Origin of the sequence: Paenibacillus sp. FSL F4-0097 (assembly GCF_038593125.1) — a bacterium.
Classification (GTDB): Bacteria; Bacillota; Bacilli; order Paenibacillales; family Paenibacillaceae; genus Paenibacillus_AQ; species Paenibacillus_AQ odorifer.
Map to the genome: position 1 here is coordinate 986,615 of NZ_CP151965.1, position 17,730 is coordinate 1,004,344.

Sequence of the window (17,730 nt, forward strand, 5' to 3'; positions counted from 1 at the left end):
TAAAAAGTAGACATGACTACCTATGAGTGAGAAAATAGCATGTAGAGTTAGTAATAACTAAAAAGGACGGGATAACATCATGACAATTCGTTTCGGGGTCATTGGAACAAACTTTATTACAGACCGCTTCGTGCAAGCCGGCTTGGAGAATGAGGAGTTTATCCTGACAGCCGTGTACTCTCGCACAATGGAGAAAGGTCAGGCCTTTGCTGCTAAATATGCGGGAGCTACAATTTATACGAATCTGGAAGATATGGTGAAAAGCAAAGATGTAGATGCTATATATATTGCCAGTCCAAATTCTATGCATGCAGAGCAAGCGATTATGTGCTTAAATCACGGCAAGCATGTGCTCTGCGAGAAACCGGCTGCATCCAACAGTACGGAGCTTAAAGCTATGATTGAAGCTGCGCGTACAAATGATGTGCTGCTGGTAGAGGCGATGAAATCGACCTTTATGCCGAACTTTGGAGTGATTCGGGATAATTTGTATAAACTCGGCCAAGTTCGCCGTTATTTTGCAAGTTACTGTAAGTACTCCTCCAGATATGATGCTTATCGGCAGGGGACTGTGCTAAATGCGTTTAATCCCGCTTTTTCCAATGGCTCATTAATGGATCTTGGTGTGTACTGTTTGTATCCAATGGTAGTGCTCTTTGGCAAGCCTCAATCAGTACAGGCAGTGGGTGTCATGCTCTCCTCAGGTGTGGATGGTGAAGGAAGCCTCGTTATGAAATATGACGATATGGATGCGGTAGTTATGCACTCCAAAATTTCCGACTCCTATCTGCCAGCTGAGATTCATGGAGAGAACGGTACGATGGTGATCGACAAGATCAATGAGCCTTATCAGGTGAAAATTTACTATCGTGATGGTACAGTTGAGGAGCTTACGTTGCCTCAGGTGTTTGAACCTATGTATTATGAGGTTGAGGAATTCATCAACTTGATTAAGAATGGTGAACGGGAGAGCAGAATTAATACTCATGAGAACTCCATGGCCGCAGCAGAGATTATGGAGGAAGCCAGAGCACAGATCGGTCTCCGCTATGCCTCAGATTTATAATAAATAGAATGGGGAGCAGGACTTGAAGACTTTTAAAAAGGTTTATATTGAGATAACAAGCGTCTGCAACCTCGCCTGCAGCTTTTGTCCACAAACCGCCCGGACGAAAAATTTCATGAAGCTGGATACGTTTAATACGATATTGGATGAAATTAAACCACACAGCAATCATATTTATCTTCACGTAAAAGGGGAGCCGTTGCTGCATCCCAAGATAGGTGAACTGCTGGATGCTGCTCATGCCAAAGGGTTCAAGGTTAATATTACAACTAATGGCACGTTAATTCATAAAGCCGGACCTAAAATTCTTGGTAAGCCCGCACTGCGTCAGATGAACTTTTCTCTGCACAGCTTTGATGGGCATGAAGGGTCAGAGAACCGTGAAGGCTATCTTTCAGAGATAATTTCTTTTGTACGGGAAGCCTCTGCGCAAGGGGTCATTATTTCTTTCCGCTTGTGGAATTTGACGGAGGATAATCTGACGAATCTGGAAAGAAACCGTAACCGTGAAACCCTCGCCCTGCTGGAGGAAGCCTTCAACTTGGATTTCAAGATCGAAGAAAAGGTTGTGCCTGGCAGTGGTGTCAAGATTGCCCCGCGCGTCTACCTTAATCAGGATCATGAGTTCCGTTGGCCAGCGCTAAATGAGCCGGAAGATGACGGAAAAGGGTTCTGTCATGCCCTGCGGAGCCAAGCGGCGATTCTTGTGGATGGCACTGTTGTGCCATGCTGTCTGGATGGTGAAGGAGTAATTAACCTAGGCAACATCCATGAGACTCCGTTCTCAGAGATTGTGGAGGGGGAGCGGGCGAACAATTTATTCTATGGCTTCTCACGTAGAGAAGCGGTGGAGGAGCTATGCCGCAAATGTGGGTATCGGCAGCGGTTCGGAACCTAATGACTGGAATGCAAACAGAACCGGGACATGGCTATTTCATGAATCCTGGTTCTGTTTTTTAATTAACGGGATTGTATATATATAATAATAGGTCTTTATAGTCTCCACTTTGGAGCGAAGGAGGAGCATATGCTGAAATCACTGGAAGCCATCGCCTTATACCGTGAAGGTGTGCAAGATCATTTGGAGGATAACCTTTGGCTGAAGCTTATTGTCCAAGCGGAGGAGCAGATAGTAAATTTGGAACGTGTGGAATCTCTGGAGGAGCTGGATCGCAGGAATCCCGTACTGGATTATGTGGAACGTAGCTTGCAGATTCTGGACCAACTCCCCCGTTCTATTTGGATAAAAGAGCTGGTGGAAGAAACGTTAATTTGGTCAGAAACGGCTAAGGGAGGTACAGCAAAGGAGCGGCTGGTTTGGCAGGAGGAAGGGATTAATTGTTTTGTACATAATTTAGGTTCCGCACAGTTATATGAGAGATATTTAGGGAGGGCTGTCTCCGAGAAAGGTGCGATGATTCAGCGGCTAATTGAAACTCATGGACTCATAGGACAGCAAATTCGCGGAGAAGTGCCGCCGGAAGTCAATAAGCCACTCCATGATATAGTGGAAGATCAGCTGCTGACCGCGGAGGAACTGGAACGCCTGCTGACCGTGCTCAATCATTGCATCATCGGAGCTGTGTCTCCCGAGTTATGGCAGAATGTGCAGCATGAAGTGAAGCAGCTTATTGAGCTGATTTCTTCAGGCAATCTTGCTAGTCCTATGCCGATGAAGGAACGACTGCGCAGAATGCGGCTGGGACCGATCTCTAGAGGAGAGGATTTCACTACGGAATGGGCTAAGCTGACGCAGGAAGGCTTCCATGCTGAACGGTTGGAGTCATTAAGTAAGATCACCTTCTGGTATGTAGAATCTGCACTACAGACCTTTTCGCTGGAGCAATTTCTGAAGGTGATGGTGCTTGCTGCCCAGAAGGCGCAGAATGAATCCTTAAGCCATATCAGCTTCGAACATGTCATGAACAGCATTTACTACGATTACAAGGGTGTTAAGAAGACCAACATTTATAAGAAGCGGATTATCGAAAAATATTTAGCGGAGCTTACATGGAAGGATATCGAGCAAGGGACTTTGCCTGCTGAGAACCCTCACCTACTCTTGCGGCAATATTCTAAGGAACATCTGCCAGACACGGTATTTTTTCAATTCCAATTCTCGGCAGCGGCTGAGAAGCTGATCGAATTCTGTATGGAAGCAGAAAAATCACCCTTGTATGAACGTGCTGTATTGCTGTTATTCGACCTATTCGAGCTGCGCAGGGACGCTTTCGACCGTTTTCATAATGAAGATACCTACTTAAGCCAAATGAATAATACAGCAGATTATAAAGCCGTAATTCTGGATCATGTCACTGGACAAAAAGTGCTGGATATCGGTCCGGGCGGCGGTGTGTTGCTGGATTTACTGGAAGAGCGTATGCCTGAGGTTACTCCTATCGGCATTGATATCTCAAGCAATGTAGTGGAAGCCTTGCGGCAACGCAAGCAGCGGGAAGGTCGCCAGTGGGAGGTGCTGCAGGGAGATGCGTTGAACCTTAAAGATTTCGTGGAGGCTGGAACGGTGGACACGGTAATCTTCTCTTCGATTTTGCATGAGCTATATTCTTATGTGCCGCTAAATGGTAATAAGTTCAATCACGACACCGTCTCCGCAGCTCTGCGAAGTGCCTTTGCGGTATTGTCAGCTGGCGGGGTTATCATTATCCGCGATGGGATCATGACCGAACCTGCATCATTGCTGCGGAGAGTTCACTTTTTGGAAGAGGACGGTCTGATGTGGCTGGAGCGTTATGCGAAGGATTTTGCTGGACGTCAGATTCAGTTTCAAAGATTAGGGGAACAAGAAGTGCTCATGCCCGTTAATGATGCCATGGAATTTTTATATACGTATACCTGGGGGGAAGAGGCTTATATTCATGAAGTCCAAGAACAATTTGGTTATTTCACCCCTACGGAGTTTGCCTCATTTATTGAACAGATTTTAGGAAAGCAGGCGAAGCTTGAGATCTTCCGGCATTACCTGCAAGAAGGTTATACCGAAGCTTTGCGTGATAGAGTAAGGTTCATGGATGAGAGCGGACAGGAAGTGGCGCTGCCGGACAGCACCTGCTTTATTGTGATTCGGAAGGAATAGCCGAAGAATAACATTAGCTGCATCTAAAAAGGCAATCGGCAGACCCTCTGATGCGAAGGAGATCCGATTGCTTTTTTATATAGAGAATCTTGCCCTTGTTAGATTAGTATTTCTAGCTGCGACTTATCAGATTCTTCGGCTAAACGTTGAATTTCTTGATAGGTAGCTAATTGTTCTGTCCGCTCATTGGTATTCTCTTCAGAAGGTTTAATTTCTGTTGAACCTGCTTTATCGATCTGATCTTTAATTTTATCTCCCGTGTCTTTCATGGCATCGCCTAACGTTTCGTTCATTTCCGATAGTTTAGTTTCGATTTTGGATAACTGCTCCCGTTTGGCTGTTGCAGAATGAGTAGAACGAGCCTCATCCAGCTCTATTTCCTTGGTCAGAATTTTAGCCTCGCCACGCATCTTAGTGTGGGTAGAAGAAACTACCTCCATTTGGCTAACATCTTGGCTTACAGAAACAATCGTATTCAATCTTTCATTTTGTATCTCTTGCTCGGTTTTAGGTTCATCCGTTGAATTAGCTTTTTGAGCATCTTCTAAGTTCTTTTGTTGCTCTTCGAAGCTGTATTTTGCAATTTGTTGGTCAATCGTTTGAAGCTGCTTGTCGAACTCCTTAAGTTGATCTTGAATAGATTCGAGATTATGTGAACTTTTGGTAGTTCTTTCAATCAGACTGTTCTTACTGTCGATGATATTTTGTTTTTGTTTAAGCAGGGAGTTAACCATTCCGTCCATTTTGGATTGACTTTGAAAAGCGGCCTTTGCAGATTTACTTATTGATAATTTGTCTCCATTACCATTACCACTAATATTGCTGTTTGATTTCATAGTTTTATCATTAGTTTGGTGACTAACAGATACATTAAACCTCGTTCCCATAGATGAGGTCATATTCGTTATATGCATGGTTCATTATCCTCCTACGACGATAAGATCTATCTATAATATATCGGCAAATCAGCAGTAATATTTAATAAAGAGAGCTGTTAGCCGCAGCGCTGTTTGATGGACGCTTAACGGCTACTTTGTCCAAATTATCCTCGAATGTTATTCGGTTGCAGCGTGTTTAAAGATTTGATAAGCATATCTGAACAAAGCCTGGAAGAGGAAGCTGTTTTCGATTCCAGGCTTTGTTATGTCTATTTGCCGGTGAATTTTTGTCGGAAGTGAGAGGGAGAGATGCCTTCTTTCTTGGAGAAGCAGGAAGAGTAGTAAGTAATATGATGGAAGCCAACCTCTTCAGCAATGCGGGCGATGGACCAGGAAGTCTGAATTAACAGCCGTTTGGATTGTTCTAGACGATAGGACAGGAGATAGGCCATAGGGGTCACACCATATATTTTCAGCATGTTTTTGGCGAGATAGTTGGGATGATAGTTAAGTTCTTTTTGAAGTAAGGAGTTAGTTATATCACGAGTATAATTTTGCCGAATGAACAATTCAATCTTCTCGGCGAGATGAATGGCGGTTGCATCTGATGCCTCGGCGAGATCGCGGTCCAAGAATTGCAGAAACTGTTGAAAGGAGGCTTGGCGCTTCCAGTTGCGCATCGATTGGGGTTCTTGTTCCAGATGGAAAAAGAACTCTAATACCTCCATTGCCTTCTCTGAAATTTTCATATACTTCGGAATAAAAATCGAGCATACATCGCAGTGATTTAAATAAGCTTTTTGTTTATGGCTCTCGATGAGCTCGCTCTGATTTTCCAGACATTCGTTCATATCCTGACACTCGATCCAGCTGCCGAAAGTCTGAAAATGAATCCAGATGATTTCTGTTTCGATAGGACAGGGGGCAAAGCCATAGTGATGGGCATCTGGTCGAAGGATGAGGAATTCTCCTTCCTTTAGCTCCCAGTGCACCTCGTTCTCGGCGATAGGCAACGTACCCTTTTTAACAATGATTAGATCAAATACGCCGATGCAATTACGACTGATATGATAGTCTCCAGCATTGTAGTGAGCACGGCCACAGTCTATGAAATAAGGAATAGGCGGTGTGATAAAGCTAAGAATCGGTGAGTTCATCGCGAGCCTCCAAAAGGTTGTAATTCCTAAAAATCAGGTTGGAATCCATCGTTTTTGCATGAAGTAGATGAAACTAGCCCGCACCTTTCCTAAACTCCGAAGGCGAGCATTTCATCGCTTTGCGGAAAACCTTTATAAAATAGCTTACATTATCAAATCCGACCTCGAATGCGATGTCGGATATTTTTCTTTCACTTTGCTGCAGCAGATCGGCAGCCTGGCGAATCCGGTAAGAGTTGATGTAATCGACTGGCGTTTTACGAGTCATCATTTTGAAGAAGCGGCAGAATTGCCCCTCGCTCATGGGAATAAGCTCTGATAGATCACGGGTACGGATCGGTTCCTGATAGTTATCTTGGATATAAAGGATCACCTTTTTAAGGCGGTTAATCTTGGTAGTATCTGCATCATCCGATTGGCTGCGGTTCTCAAATCGGCCCTCTGCGGTAATCTTGGAAAGCATGATTAGCAAAGTTCCTTTCATAAAGGTCTCAAATCCGGGCATTTTATTAGCGTATGCCTCCATCATTTGCTTCAGATGATGAAGCAGTTCCTGCTGCCAAGGGATAGCGGGTGTAATATGTCTCGGAAAGCTTTGGCGTTTCTCTTGCAGTGGCAAAATCGCGTTTTGCTGGATCGTATCGTACTGGGCGCTAGCCAAAAGATCAGGCAGAAATACAAGCGCACAGAATTTGCAGGGGGTGTCTTCGTTCAGCACATAGGCGGCGTGTATATCGCCAGATTCGATAAATACCGCTTCTCCAGCTCGGAGTGGAAAATATTCTGTGTCTACTTGGAACAGAATTTCTCCTTCTAGTAGCATAAAGAACTCCGCTTCTTCATGCCAATGTGTATCAAGTACATGCGTTCCGGATGGAAGCTCGATCCAATAAGCTGCGAGTGGAAACATACTATCTCCATGAACTCTGTTTTCTTTTAGCAAACTCTGAGTTGTACGGTCCATATAGACGCCTCTTTTCTTAAAAAACATCAAAATAGTGTTATAAATGAGCTATATAGTATTAGTTTTGTTCATTTTTTATCGGTATAATGCAACTATAAACACCAAATTGAAAGGTGGCAAGTACACAATGAAATTTACTGATGGTCTCTGGCTGGTTCGTGATGGTATCACGATTAACGGCGCAGTTCAAAATTATGTTGTAGAAAAGACTCCCGAAGGATTAACAGCAATTACACAAACGACTCCAATCACAGGGCGCGCAGCAACGCTGAATTCAACCCTGCTTACTGTAAAATTCCATTCCCCGCTTCCAGGCGTGGTAGGCATTAAAATTATTCATCATGATGGTGTACAGGAACGTGGTCCGGTTTTCGAACTGACTAAAGGTACTGGCGATCATGTGAAGATTGAAGAAACGGATCTCGAAACCGTGCTGATCAGCGGCGGACTTCGTGTAGTGATTCGCAAAGGCGAACAATGGGCGGTGGATTTCTATCGCGGCGAAGAACGTATTACAGGCAGTGGCTTTAAATCCATGGCTTACATCACCGACCAAGACGGCAACACGTACATGCGTGATGAGCTAGATCTCGGCGTAGGCGAATTCGTATATGGTCTGGGCGAACGTTTTACAGCTTTCGTGAAAAATGGACAAACCGTAGATATCTGGAACAAAGACGGCGGTACTAGCTCCGAGCAAGCTTACAAAAACATTCCTTTCTATGTATCAAGCAAAGGTTATGGAGTATTCGTTAATCATCCGGAATTGGTTTCCTATGAAATCGCTTCAGAAAAAGTGAAAAAGGCCCAATTTAGCGTAGCTGGAGAAAGCTTGGAATACTTCGTAATCGATGGACCTACCATTAAAGACGTTATTAGCAACTATACTGCTCTTACAGGTAAACCAGCGCTTCCACCAGCATGGACTTTTGGCTTGTGGCTGACAACTTCGTTTACTACCAACTATGATGAAGAAACTGTAAATTCCTTCGTAGAAGGTATGGCAGAACGTGATCTGCCGCTGCATGTATTCCACTTTGACTGCTTCTGGATGCGTGAGTATCAATGGACTGATTTTGAATGGGATAAACGTGTATTCCCAGATCCAGAGGGCATGCTGAAACGCCTGAAGGAAAAAGGCCTGAAGATCTGCGTATGGATCAACTCTTATATTGGCCAACGTTCACGCTTGTTTGAAGAAGGCAAGAAAAACGGATACTTGATCAAAAAGCCTAACGGTGACGTTTATCAATGTGACCTGTGGCAAGCGGGTATGGGACTGGTGGATTTCACTAACCCTGCGGCTTGTGAATGGTATGCCGGCTACCTGCGTGATTTGGTAGATATGGGCGTAGACAGCTTTAAGACAGACTTCGGTGAGCGGATTCCTACAGATGTAGTTTATTTCGACGGATCTGATCCGATGAAAATGCACAACTACTACACTCAACTGTACAACAAAGTTGTATTTGAAGTATTGGAAGAGAAGCTTGGCAAGAATGAGGCAGCATTGTTCGCACGTTCTGCAACTGCTGGCGGCCAACAGTTCCCAGTTCACTGGGGCGGAGATTGCTACGCAGATTATGAATCCATGGCAGAAAGCCTTCGTGGCGGTTTGTCCCTAGGTTTGTCCGGTTTCGGTTTCTGGAGTCACGATATCGGTGGTTTCGAGAACACTGCTCCGGCACATGTATTCAAACGCTGGTTAGCTTTTGGACTGTTGTCCAGCCACAGCCGTCTGCACGGCAGCACTTCGTATCGTGTACCTTGGGCGTACGATGATGAAGCTTGTGATGTTACCCGCTTCTTCACGAAGCTTAAATGCAGCTTGATGCCTTACCTGTATGATGTGGCTGGCCAGGCTGCAGAGCATGGCTGGGCTTCTATGCGGGCGATGGTTATGGAATTCCCGGAAGATCCAACATGCGAAGTGCTCGATCGCCAATACATGCTGGGTGATTCCTTGCTCGTAGCGCCTATTTTCCAAGAAAACGGCGAAGTGAAATACTATCTGCCAGCGGGTCGCTGGACACACCTGCTATCTGGTGAAACTGTACAAGGCGGATCATGGCGCAAAGAGAAATATGATTTCTTCAGCTTGCCACTGTTCGTTCGTCAGAACTCCTTGCTGGCAATCGGCAGCATCGACAACAAACCGGATTATGACTTTGCGGATGGCGTGAAATTTGGCCTGTATTCACTTGAAGAAGGTACTACTACTTCTGCAACCGTACGTGATCTTAAAGGTGCTCCTGAATTGACTGTGAAGGCTGCCCGCAAAGGCAACAGCGTAACAGTTACTGCAGAAGGCAGCGGTAAAGAATTCTCGCTTTCCCTTAAAGATCTGGGAGCTATCGCTTCCGTAGAAGGTGCAGAGCAAGTAGATGAGACTACAGTGAAAGTAAACGCAGGTGCAAAATCCGTATCGTTTACCATTAGACTGAAATAAGATGATTTCTTAAAGCATATTGATATAGCCATAACCTCTCTTGTAGACTGGGTGAACGATCTATTCCCTGGTCTATAGGAGAGGTTTTAGTGTTACAATCTTAACTAATAACGGGGGAAACGTTATGAATACTAATTTAATTAAGGGAAGTGGAGTTTTGAATCAGACGGACTATACCTCTGCTACGGTTCTTTCAACCGCCGCTAATTTTATTATGAATAGGCAAGAACCTTTTACACATACCTTCCGGACTTATATTCGGTTACGGGAAAACGGCCCGTTGCAGCTAAAATTTTGGCATAGCAATGCAGTGGATTCCACTTGGGACCAAGGGCTTGAAGCTTCGGGTAGTGAACCTGGGGGCAGTTGGGTGATCGAATCGGCTTTTATCGCTGATGGAGGAACTGAGCCAAACGGAGCTATTATTGAGCATACACAACATGCTGTCACCTTTGAAGGCAATGTCTCCAAACCAGTAGCGGCCGGTGAATGCTTCTGGAGTGATGAGACAAGCATTAATCTACCCGATGGCCATTACTTAGCTTTTACATGGACGATTAAGACAACCGCTGCGGGCAAATCCATTCCTTTCAATGTAGAAGGCATGCTGGCAACCGCTTATGATGCGCCCGGAAATCTGGCTGCACAGGAATCAGCCGATGGATTTACAGAATCCGACAAGCTTCTGGTACTGCCAAGCTATATCGGGTATAAGAAAGCTGTGAATAAGAAGCTAGTATTTTTGGGAGATTCGATTACTCAAGGTGTGCGGACATTAAAGGACGGATACGAATATTGGGCAGCGAGAATTGCGGATGGTCTTGGTGCAGAGATTGGCGTATGGAATCTCGGCTCAGGCTGGGCTAGAGCGTATGATGTGGCTGCGGATGGCCCTTGGCTTCACAAAGCTAAACAGAGTGATGAACTGATGATTGTCCTCGGCGTAAATGATATTGATATTGGCTGCCGCTCTGCAGATGAGTTACTTGGTGATCTGACAACTATTATTGCTAAGATCAAAACAGCAAATGCTGATGCTAGTATTATTCTAAGTACGGTGCCGCCGTTTAATTTTCAGGAGGCAAGAGAAGAAACTTGGCGTAGAGTGAATCATGAAATCCTGACTAACCCACCCGCTGGAGTAGACCGTGTGTTTGATATAGCAAGCCTATTATCGTTGCCTGCACCAGACGATCACCGGATCAGACCGGAATATATGAGTGGACAAGACGACCCGCATCCGAACGGCATAGCCGGTAAGACGGTTGCGGACGCCTTTTTAAACTGGTATTGATCAACTCTTAAATGTGTCCCGGTAGTCCTTAGGTGAAGATCCGACCTGCTTCTTAAACACTTTGCTGAAATATTTAACATCATGAAAACCGACCATTTCGGAGATTTGGGCCAGCTTCAGACGAGGATTCTGCAATAGCAGCTTAGCTTTATCTATTCGGATATTAACAATAAAGTCGGAAAAGTTAATACCGTATTCCTGTTTGAATCGGCGGGAAATATATTCACGGCTAACAAAAAACTTTCCGGCCACTTCCTGTAAGGACAGGTCGGAAGCATAATTAAGCTCGATATATTTGACGATATCATGCATCGGATTACGTTCTTTAGCTTGTTTCAGGGCGATTACTTCGGCCAGCTCCTGCATTAGGGTATACGACCAGTCACGCCAAGCGAATAAGGAGAACGAGTAACCGTTCGTATAAGGAGCTGGGTGAAGCTGGTCGGCCTGTTCAAGCTCGGCCAGTGCACCTTCAGCTTCAGGGCCTAACATTTCCCGTACCAGCTGGGAACGAAATAGTAGAGCATCATTTTTCCATGAGTTTAGGATTTCTGGTGTCACAACTCCGCCTCGGCTAAGCTCATCCACCCAGTGCTGCGCAGCTGTTGATAATATCTCTGGACTTCCGCTGATGACTGCCATTTTCCAATCTTCCTTGACGTCAGCAAAGTTCGTTGTTGATACATTACCGCGAACCTCTGCTTTGGCGATCTCTTTACGATCTCTGAATTCTTCGGAGGAAGAGGAGAAATGGCAGTAATCCTCATGAATTAATAAGTTTCGGCGCTGTAATGCCTCTGCCACCTCTGCACGCTGATAAGGTAACTGCTTAGGTAAGTTGCCGATGCTGCTGATTCCAAAATGCATTCGGACCTGCAAGGTAGAGTAGATGCCATGATTGATTCTGCCTATTAGCTCGACCACAGAGGTCTGAATATCCCACAGAATAATTGCAATCTCCGGAGGACCTCCCCAATAACGAAAAGCAACACCCTTATGCGGACTGTGCAAAAATTCATTACAAATGTTGACGATAGCGTAGTTCATTAACTCGGTGTCTCCGCCAAAACGTTTAATCAACGGATTGTTACCCGCATCTGTCTGCACCAATATTAACCGAGCGGAATGGATGTTTTCCGGAATGATACCATCACTGCATAACCTCCGCAAAGATAAATCAGAATTGATCGGATCATCAATTAGTGCGGATAATAGCTTTTCCCCATAAATGGGCTTGAACTCATTAAGCTGAATACTCTGTTTCTGCCGCTCGCTTCGGTCATCTTCTTCTGAGCGCCAGGCTGCAACTGCTTTAGCTACCGCTACATTGATTGCCTCGGCTTCGATGGGCTTCAGGATATAATCAATCCCGCCATGCCGCACAGTCTGACGTACGAACTCAAAATCATTATGTCCGCTGACTACAATAAACTTAGTGTTGCCGGCGAATTCGTTCACCCAGGTCATTAACTCTATCCCATTACCTGATTCCATCATCATATCCATAATGACTAATGCTGGTTTAGCCTGCCGGATGATCTCGATGGCTTCATTTCCATTTCCGGCTTCCAGAACTTCATCTATTTGATGGGCGTCCCAGTCGACAAGCAGTCTGACTGCCTTTCTAACTCTTGCCTCGTCATCAACAATCAACGCCTTCATATCTTTTCACGCTCCGCTATAATTTCAATTTCCAATTTCACTACTACTCCACCCGCTCTAAGGTTATCAACAGTTAAAGTGGCACTATCTCCGCACACAAACTTGAGTCGAGCCAGAACGTTCGGCAGACCAATACCTGATCCTGTAGCTTCCTTGGTTTGCTCTGTATTTCTTAATAAATCTATATCTGTTCTAGTAGGATGCTGTAGCTTCTGCTTTAAAAGATCTAACTTCGCTGAAGGGATCGCATTTCCGTTATTTTGGATACAGATTTCCATCCGGTTGTCATCCACTCTTGCTGCGGTGATTTCAATGAATCCGTCACTGCGGGAAAGATTAAAGCCGTGTTTGAAATAATTTTCAACAATAGGCTGTAAAATCATTTTCGGCATAAACGTCTCTAAAAGTGATTCCTCCATATCGCAGCGGAAACTGAACTTATTTTCAAAACGTTCCTTTTGCAGTTCAATGTAGGCTTTGACATGATCCAGCTCATCCTTAACAGTTACGATCTTCTCCTCATTGTACATGCTGTAGCGCATCATTTTGGCTAGAGCTGAAAGAAGTGAGTAAATTTGGGGCACTTTAAGCTCTAAGGCCAGCGTGCCAATGATCTGCAACGTGTTATTCAGAAAATGCGGGTTGATTTGTGCCTGCAGTGCCCGCAGTTCATTGGTTTTATTGGACAATTCCAGCTTGTACTCCCTTAGGATCAGGTTGTTGATCGTGTCCATCATACTGCGGAATCGCTCGGTAACCACGCCAATCTCATCTTTGCCCATAGGTTGAATTTCAACATCAAGATTACCGGTCTGCACCTGATTCATGTAACGAGTCAACTGCTTGATAGGAGCCGTGATTCGAAAAGAGATCAGGGTCGTTAACGTGGCAATTGTAATCAAAAGTAGAACAAGGAGGATTATATTGATCGCTGCCGCCTCATTGGCTTCCCGGAAGAGATAGGACGTAGGAATCTGCTTCACGAGGGTCCAATTTAAACCTTGGGTTTCGATTCTCTGGTAAATAAACACAGCATCTTCCTCTTCAAAATACCCTTGGGAGCTTTGATTGGTAGCGATTTGCTTGTTGTACCAGGAGGCATGTAGACGCTTGCCGTATTCCTCACTGTTGCTTCCGTATACAATCTTGCCATCGCCATCCAGCAGCCAAATGTTTTCCTGTTTCTGATCATATAACTGACTGACGATGTCGGTAAGAGCCGTTAGCTTAACATCGATCGACAGGAAGCCGATTGGAGTGGTAGTTGGAATCCTTTCAATTCGTCTATGCAATGTGAACACAGGCTCCGGTATGAGTTGCGGGATAGGTGAAGTTAGGCCGTAGCTGTGACTTATATGTGTACTTTGTATAACCACAGGAGAACTGCTAGTGATATCTGAGTCGGCATAGGGAGGAATACCCTGCCAACGTTTGGGTGTATTCTGGGTGAGTAAAGTGGCTTTTCTATCCTTGGCACCGTACAGATACACTTGGGATATATCTGGCATGGATGAAGAAATGTAATTTAGAGAAGAATAAATTCGTGTATTTGCTGCCATATCCTCATATCCCGCTTCGAGCAGTCTGTAGAAATCTGAATCTGAATAAACGATAAGGGAGAGACGATTGATCTCCTGAATCAGACTTTCGATGTTTCTATTGCCTTGAAAGAGGAGGTTCGTATTCTCGTCTACTGCCCTTGTTCTTAGGGATTGAGTGCTATAGTGATAGCTAATAAACATGGTGGCCATAATACAAATTAACGTTGGCAGTAGGATAAAAACGATCAATTTTGTGCGAATCGTGTTCCATTTCATCGAAATTTGTCACATCCGATCAATATTTTACACCTGAAAGATCACTTTAGTAGGTGTGAGGTACCCTGAAAAAAACAGATAATATGTGTATAAAGCATAAACAAGTAAGTGAGCAAAAGAAAGGGGGGGGCAATAAATGCGCGGCACTAAGTTGTCCCAGTTAGGTCAACAGCTTTTTTTCGTTGGTCCGGCAGTTTTGTTTTTTACCTTAATAACGATTATCCCATTTTTGATGGGGATGTATTACTCTTTCACAGATTGGAACGGTGTATCCGGTAATGTAAGTTGGGTCGGATTTCAAAACTTTTCCACTATTTTCTCAAATGACCCTGACTTCTGGTCTTCCTTTTGGTTTACGGTAAGATTTACGGTGTTAGGTGTGATTTTGACTAACGTGGTAGGCTTCTTCTTGGCTTATCTGTTAACTAAACCTTTAAAGACACGTAACATGCTTCGGACCATTTTCTTTATGCCGAACGTGATCGGGGGATTGTTGCTTGGTTTCATCTGGCAATTTATCTTCATCAAAGGGTTCGCCACTATGGGCGACCTTACAGGATGGTCCTTCTTTAATCTTCCTTGGCTCGGTGATGCCACAACAGGATTCTGGGCGATTGTAATGGTCTTTGTTTGGCAGTCTTCCGGTTATCTAATGGTTATCTACATTGCCTCGTTGAGTAACGTATCTAAAGAAGTACTAGAAGCGGCTGATATTGATGGGGCTTCCCGTTGGCAGGTGCTACGCAATATCGTAGTTCCACTAATTATGCCTGCTGTAACTATCGGATTATTCTTGGCCATTTCCTGGTCATTCAAAATGTTTGACCTTAACTTGTCCTTGACGAAGGGCGGACCGTTCAAATCGACGGAATCCGTTGCTATGAATATTTACAATGAAGCCTTCCTGAACAATCGTTACGGGCTGGGTACTGCAAAAGCGCTGCTGTTCTTTGTAATTGTAGCCATCATTACTCTGATTCAGGTCCGTATCACGAAGAGCAAGGAGGTTGAAGCGTAATGAAACCTACAGAAAAAAAGAGATGGAATATTGGCACGGAAGTGATAATGATCCTCCTGGCCCTGCTCTTTCTCTCTCCATTCTATTTCTTGCTCGCAAACTCGGTGAAATCCTTCGGTGAAATTCTGAGTGATGCGGCAAGCTGGCCAAAAGTATTTATGTGGTCGAACTATTCAACCGCTTGGAAATTAGCCCGTTTCGGTGAAGCTTTCCGAAACTCGGTTATTATCACAGTTATCAGTGTTATTCTAATCTCTCTGTTCAGTGCGATGGCATCCTATCGTATGGTTCGGGCGAATACGAAATTCAATCAGTTCTTGCTGCTTATATTTGTAGCGGCAATGGTAGTTCCGTTTCAAACGATCATGATTCCAATTTTGAAGGTCGTAAATGTTATTGGAGTAAACAACTCTTTCCTTGGTTTGATTATCACGAATCTAGGGATTAGTGTTCCGATGGCGATCTTCCTGTTCCACGGCTTTATCAAGTCCGTTCCTCTTGAAATTGAAGAGGCGGCTACAGTAGATGGATGTAATCCTATTACCGTGTTCTTCCGTATTGTGCTTCCTTTGCTGAAGCCAATGGTGATGACAACAATCGTGCTAAACGCACTTGGAATATGGAATGACTATCTGTTGCCATCCTTGATTCTTCAGGCACCAGAGCTTCGGACCATTCCACTGGCGACTTTCTCCTTCTTTGGTCAATACACCAAACAATGGGATATGGCACTTCCGGCTCTCGTAATCGGGGTCGCACCAATTATCATTTTCTACCTGTTTATGCAACGTTACATTGTTGAGGGAATAGCGGCTGGCTCGGTGAAAGGTTAACACCGAGCCCTCCGTTCCAAATATTTTTTAAGCAGTCCACTATTTTAAGGGGGAATATATAATGAAGAAGAAACACTCCGCAGTTGCTCTATCAGCAGTAATGGCAATGAGTTTAGCTCTAACGGCATGTGGTGGTAATAATAACGCTTCTAGTAACTCACAAAATGGAAGCGCTGGCACAAATTCAGGTGAAGTGAAGACCGTAAAGATCTTCCAATTCAAAACTGAAATCGTAGAAGGCCTCAATGAGCTTAAGGTTGAATTCGAAAAAGAATACCCTAACATCAAGCTGGATATCCAAACAGTTGGTGGTGGTGCGGACTACGCAGCAGCATTGAAAACTAAATTCGCTTCCGGCGATGCGCCTGATATTTTCTCCAATGGTGGATATGCAGAAATGGAACTTTGGGGAGACAAGATGGAAGATCTGTCCGACCAACCTTGGGTAAAAGATCTGATTCCTATGGCTGCAGAGCCTATGACTAAAGATGGCAAAGTATACGGTATGGCAATGAACCTTGAGGGTATCGGTATTGTGTATAACAAGGACTTGTTCGCTAAAGCGGGAATCACTGAAACTCCAAAAACATTGTCACAGCTTGAAGAAGCAGCTAAAAAGCTGCAAGCTATCGACGTAACTCCTTTTGGTAATGCATATCAGGAATGGTGGCTGCTAGGTAACCAAGGGATCAGCGTAGCCTTTGCACAACAAGATAATGTAGATGAATTCATCAAAGGTTTGAATGAAGGAACTGGTACAATTGTAGGAAATAAAACGTTTGAAGAGTGGAGCAAGTATCTCAAACTGACTTTACAATACGGACAAAAGAATCCTTTGACCACAGATGCTAACACTCACCTGGCAATGTTCGCAAAAGGCGAAACTGCAATGATGCAAGAAGGTAACTGGGCACAAACTCTTGTTGATAACATCACTCCTGATATGAACATTGGTATGTTCCCTATGCCAATCAATGAAGATGCTGAGAAGAATGACAAAATGACTGTTGGTATCCCTGCGAACCTTGTAGTCAACAAAGAATCCGGTTCTAAAGAAGAAGCAAAAACTTTCTTGAACTGGTTGGTAACTTCCGATATGGGTAAAGAGTATATCGTTAAAAAATGGAAATTCATCCCTGCTTTGTCCACAATCGAAGCAACACCTGAAGACATCGGTATGCTTGGAGCAGACGTATGGAACTATGTAAAAGAAAACAAAGTTTATGGCCTGCAATCCTCCAAATTCCCTGATGGTGTAACGCAAGAATTTGCCAGCGTGATCCAACAGTTCATCGCTGACAAGGTTGACGTTAACGGCTGGATGACTGGTATGCAAGCTGCATGGGACAAGCTTAAAAAATAAGTAAAGCACATTTATAGAGAAGATTTAATGGATATTAGTGGTTAACAGAAGCGCTCTCCGTATACCTCATCAATTTGAGACGGGGAGCGCTTTTTTTGGGAAACAGGGCTGAATATCAAGGGATGGGGAGAA

At 44.3% G+C, this 17,730-nt stretch carries 13 protein-coding genes; 8 read left to right on the forward strand and 5 right to left on the reverse strand.

Going from position 1 to position 17,730, the window contains the following annotated elements; translation table 11 throughout:
- Window positions 1-79: 79 nt before the first annotated feature.
- The 3 genes from MHH86_RS04275 to MHH86_RS04285 all read left to right on the forward strand — a co-directional run bounded on the left by MHH86_RS04275 (window position 80) and on the right by MHH86_RS04285 (window position 4,163).
- On the forward strand, window positions 80-1,066 hold the full coding sequence (locus tag MHH86_RS04275) for a Gfo/Idh/MocA family oxidoreductase (protein ID WP_076147302.1): 987 nt from the start codon (window positions 80-82) through the stop codon (window positions 1,064-1,066).
- A gap of 22 nt (window positions 1,067-1,088) precedes the next feature.
- Entirely contained in the window at window positions 1,089-1,964 is an 876-nt protein-coding gene (locus MHH86_RS04280) for a radical SAM/SPASM domain-containing protein (protein ID WP_036680750.1), read from the forward strand.
- Between the two features lie 129 nt (window positions 1,965-2,093).
- The gene (locus MHH86_RS04285) at window positions 2,094-4,163 is read left to right on the forward strand and encodes a class I SAM-dependent methyltransferase (protein ID WP_038568826.1); all 2,070 of its coding nucleotides are present in this window, start codon (window positions 2,094-2,096) and stop codon (window positions 4,161-4,163) included.
- 98 nt (window positions 4,164-4,261) lie between these two features.
- Here the strand turns inward: MHH86_RS04285 and MHH86_RS04290 are convergent, their stop codons facing one another.
- From MHH86_RS04290 to MHH86_RS04300, 3 genes are all read right to left on the reverse strand, one after another.
- Entirely contained in the window at window positions 4,262-5,077 is an 816-nt protein-coding gene (locus MHH86_RS04290; protein WP_076147304.1) for a hypothetical protein, read from the reverse strand.
- A 233-nt stretch (window positions 5,078-5,310) separates the two neighbouring features.
- Window positions 5,311-6,198 carry a helix-turn-helix transcriptional regulator gene (locus MHH86_RS04295; protein ID WP_036680759.1) on the reverse strand — a complete coding sequence of 296 codons (888 nt, stop codon included), beginning with the start codon at window positions 6,196-6,198 and terminating at the stop codon, window positions 5,311-5,313.
- Window positions 6,199-6,271: 73 nt separating this feature from the next.
- On the reverse strand, window positions 6,272-7,162 hold the full coding sequence (locus tag MHH86_RS04300; protein WP_036680763.1) for an AraC family transcriptional regulator: 891 nt from the start codon (window positions 7,160-7,162) through the stop codon (window positions 6,272-6,274).
- A gap of 127 nt (window positions 7,163-7,289) precedes the next feature.
- Here MHH86_RS04300 and yicI point away from each other — a divergent pair, with 127 nt between their 5' ends.
- On the forward strand, window positions 7,290-9,611 hold the full coding sequence (yicI, locus tag MHH86_RS04305) for an alpha-xylosidase (RefSeq protein ID WP_076141754.1): 2,322 nt from the start codon (window positions 7,290-7,292) through the stop codon (window positions 9,609-9,611).
- A gap of 124 nt (window positions 9,612-9,735) precedes the next feature.
- Window positions 9,736-10,905 (forward strand): GDSL-type esterase/lipase family protein, encoded by a 1,170-nt coding sequence (locus tag MHH86_RS04310; protein ID WP_076099536.1) that lies wholly within the window; start codon window positions 9,736-9,738, stop codon window positions 10,903-10,905.
- Here the strand turns inward: MHH86_RS04310 and MHH86_RS04315 are convergent, their stop codons facing one another.
- Both MHH86_RS04315 and MHH86_RS04320 read right to left on the reverse strand, forming a co-directional pair.
- On the reverse strand, window positions 10,906-12,567 hold the full coding sequence (locus MHH86_RS04315; protein ID WP_076224961.1) for a helix-turn-helix domain-containing protein: 1,662 nt from the start codon (window positions 12,565-12,567) through the stop codon (window positions 10,906-10,908).
- Window positions 12,564-14,384 (reverse strand): histidine kinase, encoded by a 1,821-nt coding sequence (locus tag MHH86_RS04320; protein ID WP_342479647.1) that lies wholly within the window; start codon window positions 14,382-14,384, stop codon window positions 12,564-12,566. The genes MHH86_RS04315 and MHH86_RS04320 overlap by 4 nt, the downstream gene beginning before the upstream one ends.
- Before the next feature lie 136 nt (window positions 14,385-14,520).
- On the opposite strand from MHH86_RS04320, the gene MHH86_RS04325 reads away from it, so the two are divergent.
- The 3 genes from MHH86_RS04325 to MHH86_RS04335 all read left to right on the forward strand — a co-directional run bounded on the left by MHH86_RS04325 (window position 14,521) and on the right by MHH86_RS04335 (window position 17,598).
- Window positions 14,521-15,402 carry a sugar ABC transporter permease gene (locus MHH86_RS04325; RefSeq protein WP_036680772.1) on the forward strand — a complete coding sequence of 294 codons (882 nt, stop codon included), beginning with the start codon at window positions 14,521-14,523 and terminating at the stop codon, window positions 15,400-15,402.
- Window positions 15,402-16,235 (forward strand): carbohydrate ABC transporter permease, encoded by an 834-nt coding sequence (locus tag MHH86_RS04330; RefSeq protein WP_036680774.1) that lies wholly within the window; start codon window positions 15,402-15,404, stop codon window positions 16,233-16,235. Before MHH86_RS04325 ends, MHH86_RS04330 begins: the two co-directional genes overlap by 1 nt.
- Window positions 16,236-16,296: 61 nt before the next feature.
- A complete protein-coding gene (locus tag MHH86_RS04335) occupies window positions 16,297-17,598 on the forward strand; it encodes an extracellular solute-binding protein (RefSeq protein WP_094902687.1) in 1,302 nt (433 codons plus the stop codon).
- Window positions 17,599-17,730 lie beyond the last annotated feature (132 nt).

What these genes read in the sequence shown, in the direction of transcription:
- MHH86_RS04275 (WP_076147302.1), top strand. Translation starts at nt 80, where the DNA reads ATGACAATTCGTTTCGGGGTCATTGGAACAAACTTTATTACAGACCGC.
- MHH86_RS04285 (WP_038568826.1), top strand. Translation starts at nt 2,094, where the DNA reads ATGCTGAAATCACTGGAAGCCATCGCCTTATACCGTGAAGGTGTGCAA.
- MHH86_RS04290 (WP_076147304.1), bottom strand. Translation starts at nt 5,077, where the DNA reads ATGCATATAACGAATATGACCTCATCTATGGGAACGAGGTTTAATGTA.
- MHH86_RS04295 (WP_036680759.1), bottom strand. Translation starts at nt 6,198, where the DNA reads ATGAACTCACCGATTCTTAGCTTTATCACACCGCCTATTCCTTATTTC.
- MHH86_RS04300 (WP_036680763.1), bottom strand. Translation starts at nt 7,162, where the DNA reads ATGGACCGTACAACTCAGAGTTTGCTAAAAGAAAACAGAGTTCATGGA.
- yicI (WP_076141754.1), top strand. Translation starts at nt 7,290, where the DNA reads ATGAAATTTACTGATGGTCTCTGGCTGGTTCGTGATGGTATCACGATT.
- MHH86_RS04310 (WP_076099536.1), top strand. Translation starts at nt 9,736, where the DNA reads ATGAATACTAATTTAATTAAGGGAAGTGGAGTTTTGAATCAGACGGAC.
- MHH86_RS04315 (WP_076224961.1), bottom strand. Translation starts at nt 12,567, where the DNA reads ATGAAGGCGTTGATTGTTGATGACGAGGCAAGAGTTAGAAAGGCAGTC.
- MHH86_RS04320 (WP_342479647.1), bottom strand. Translation starts at nt 14,384, where the DNA reads ATGAAATGGAACACGATTCGCACAAAATTGATCGTTTTTATCCTACTG.
- MHH86_RS04325 (WP_036680772.1), top strand. Translation starts at nt 14,521, where the DNA reads ATGCGCGGCACTAAGTTGTCCCAGTTAGGTCAACAGCTTTTTTTCGTT.
- MHH86_RS04330 (WP_036680774.1), top strand. Translation starts at nt 15,402, where the DNA reads ATGAAACCTACAGAAAAAAAGAGATGGAATATTGGCACGGAAGTGATA.
- MHH86_RS04335 (WP_094902687.1), top strand. Translation starts at nt 16,297, where the DNA reads ATGAAGAAGAAACACTCCGCAGTTGCTCTATCAGCAGTAATGGCAATG.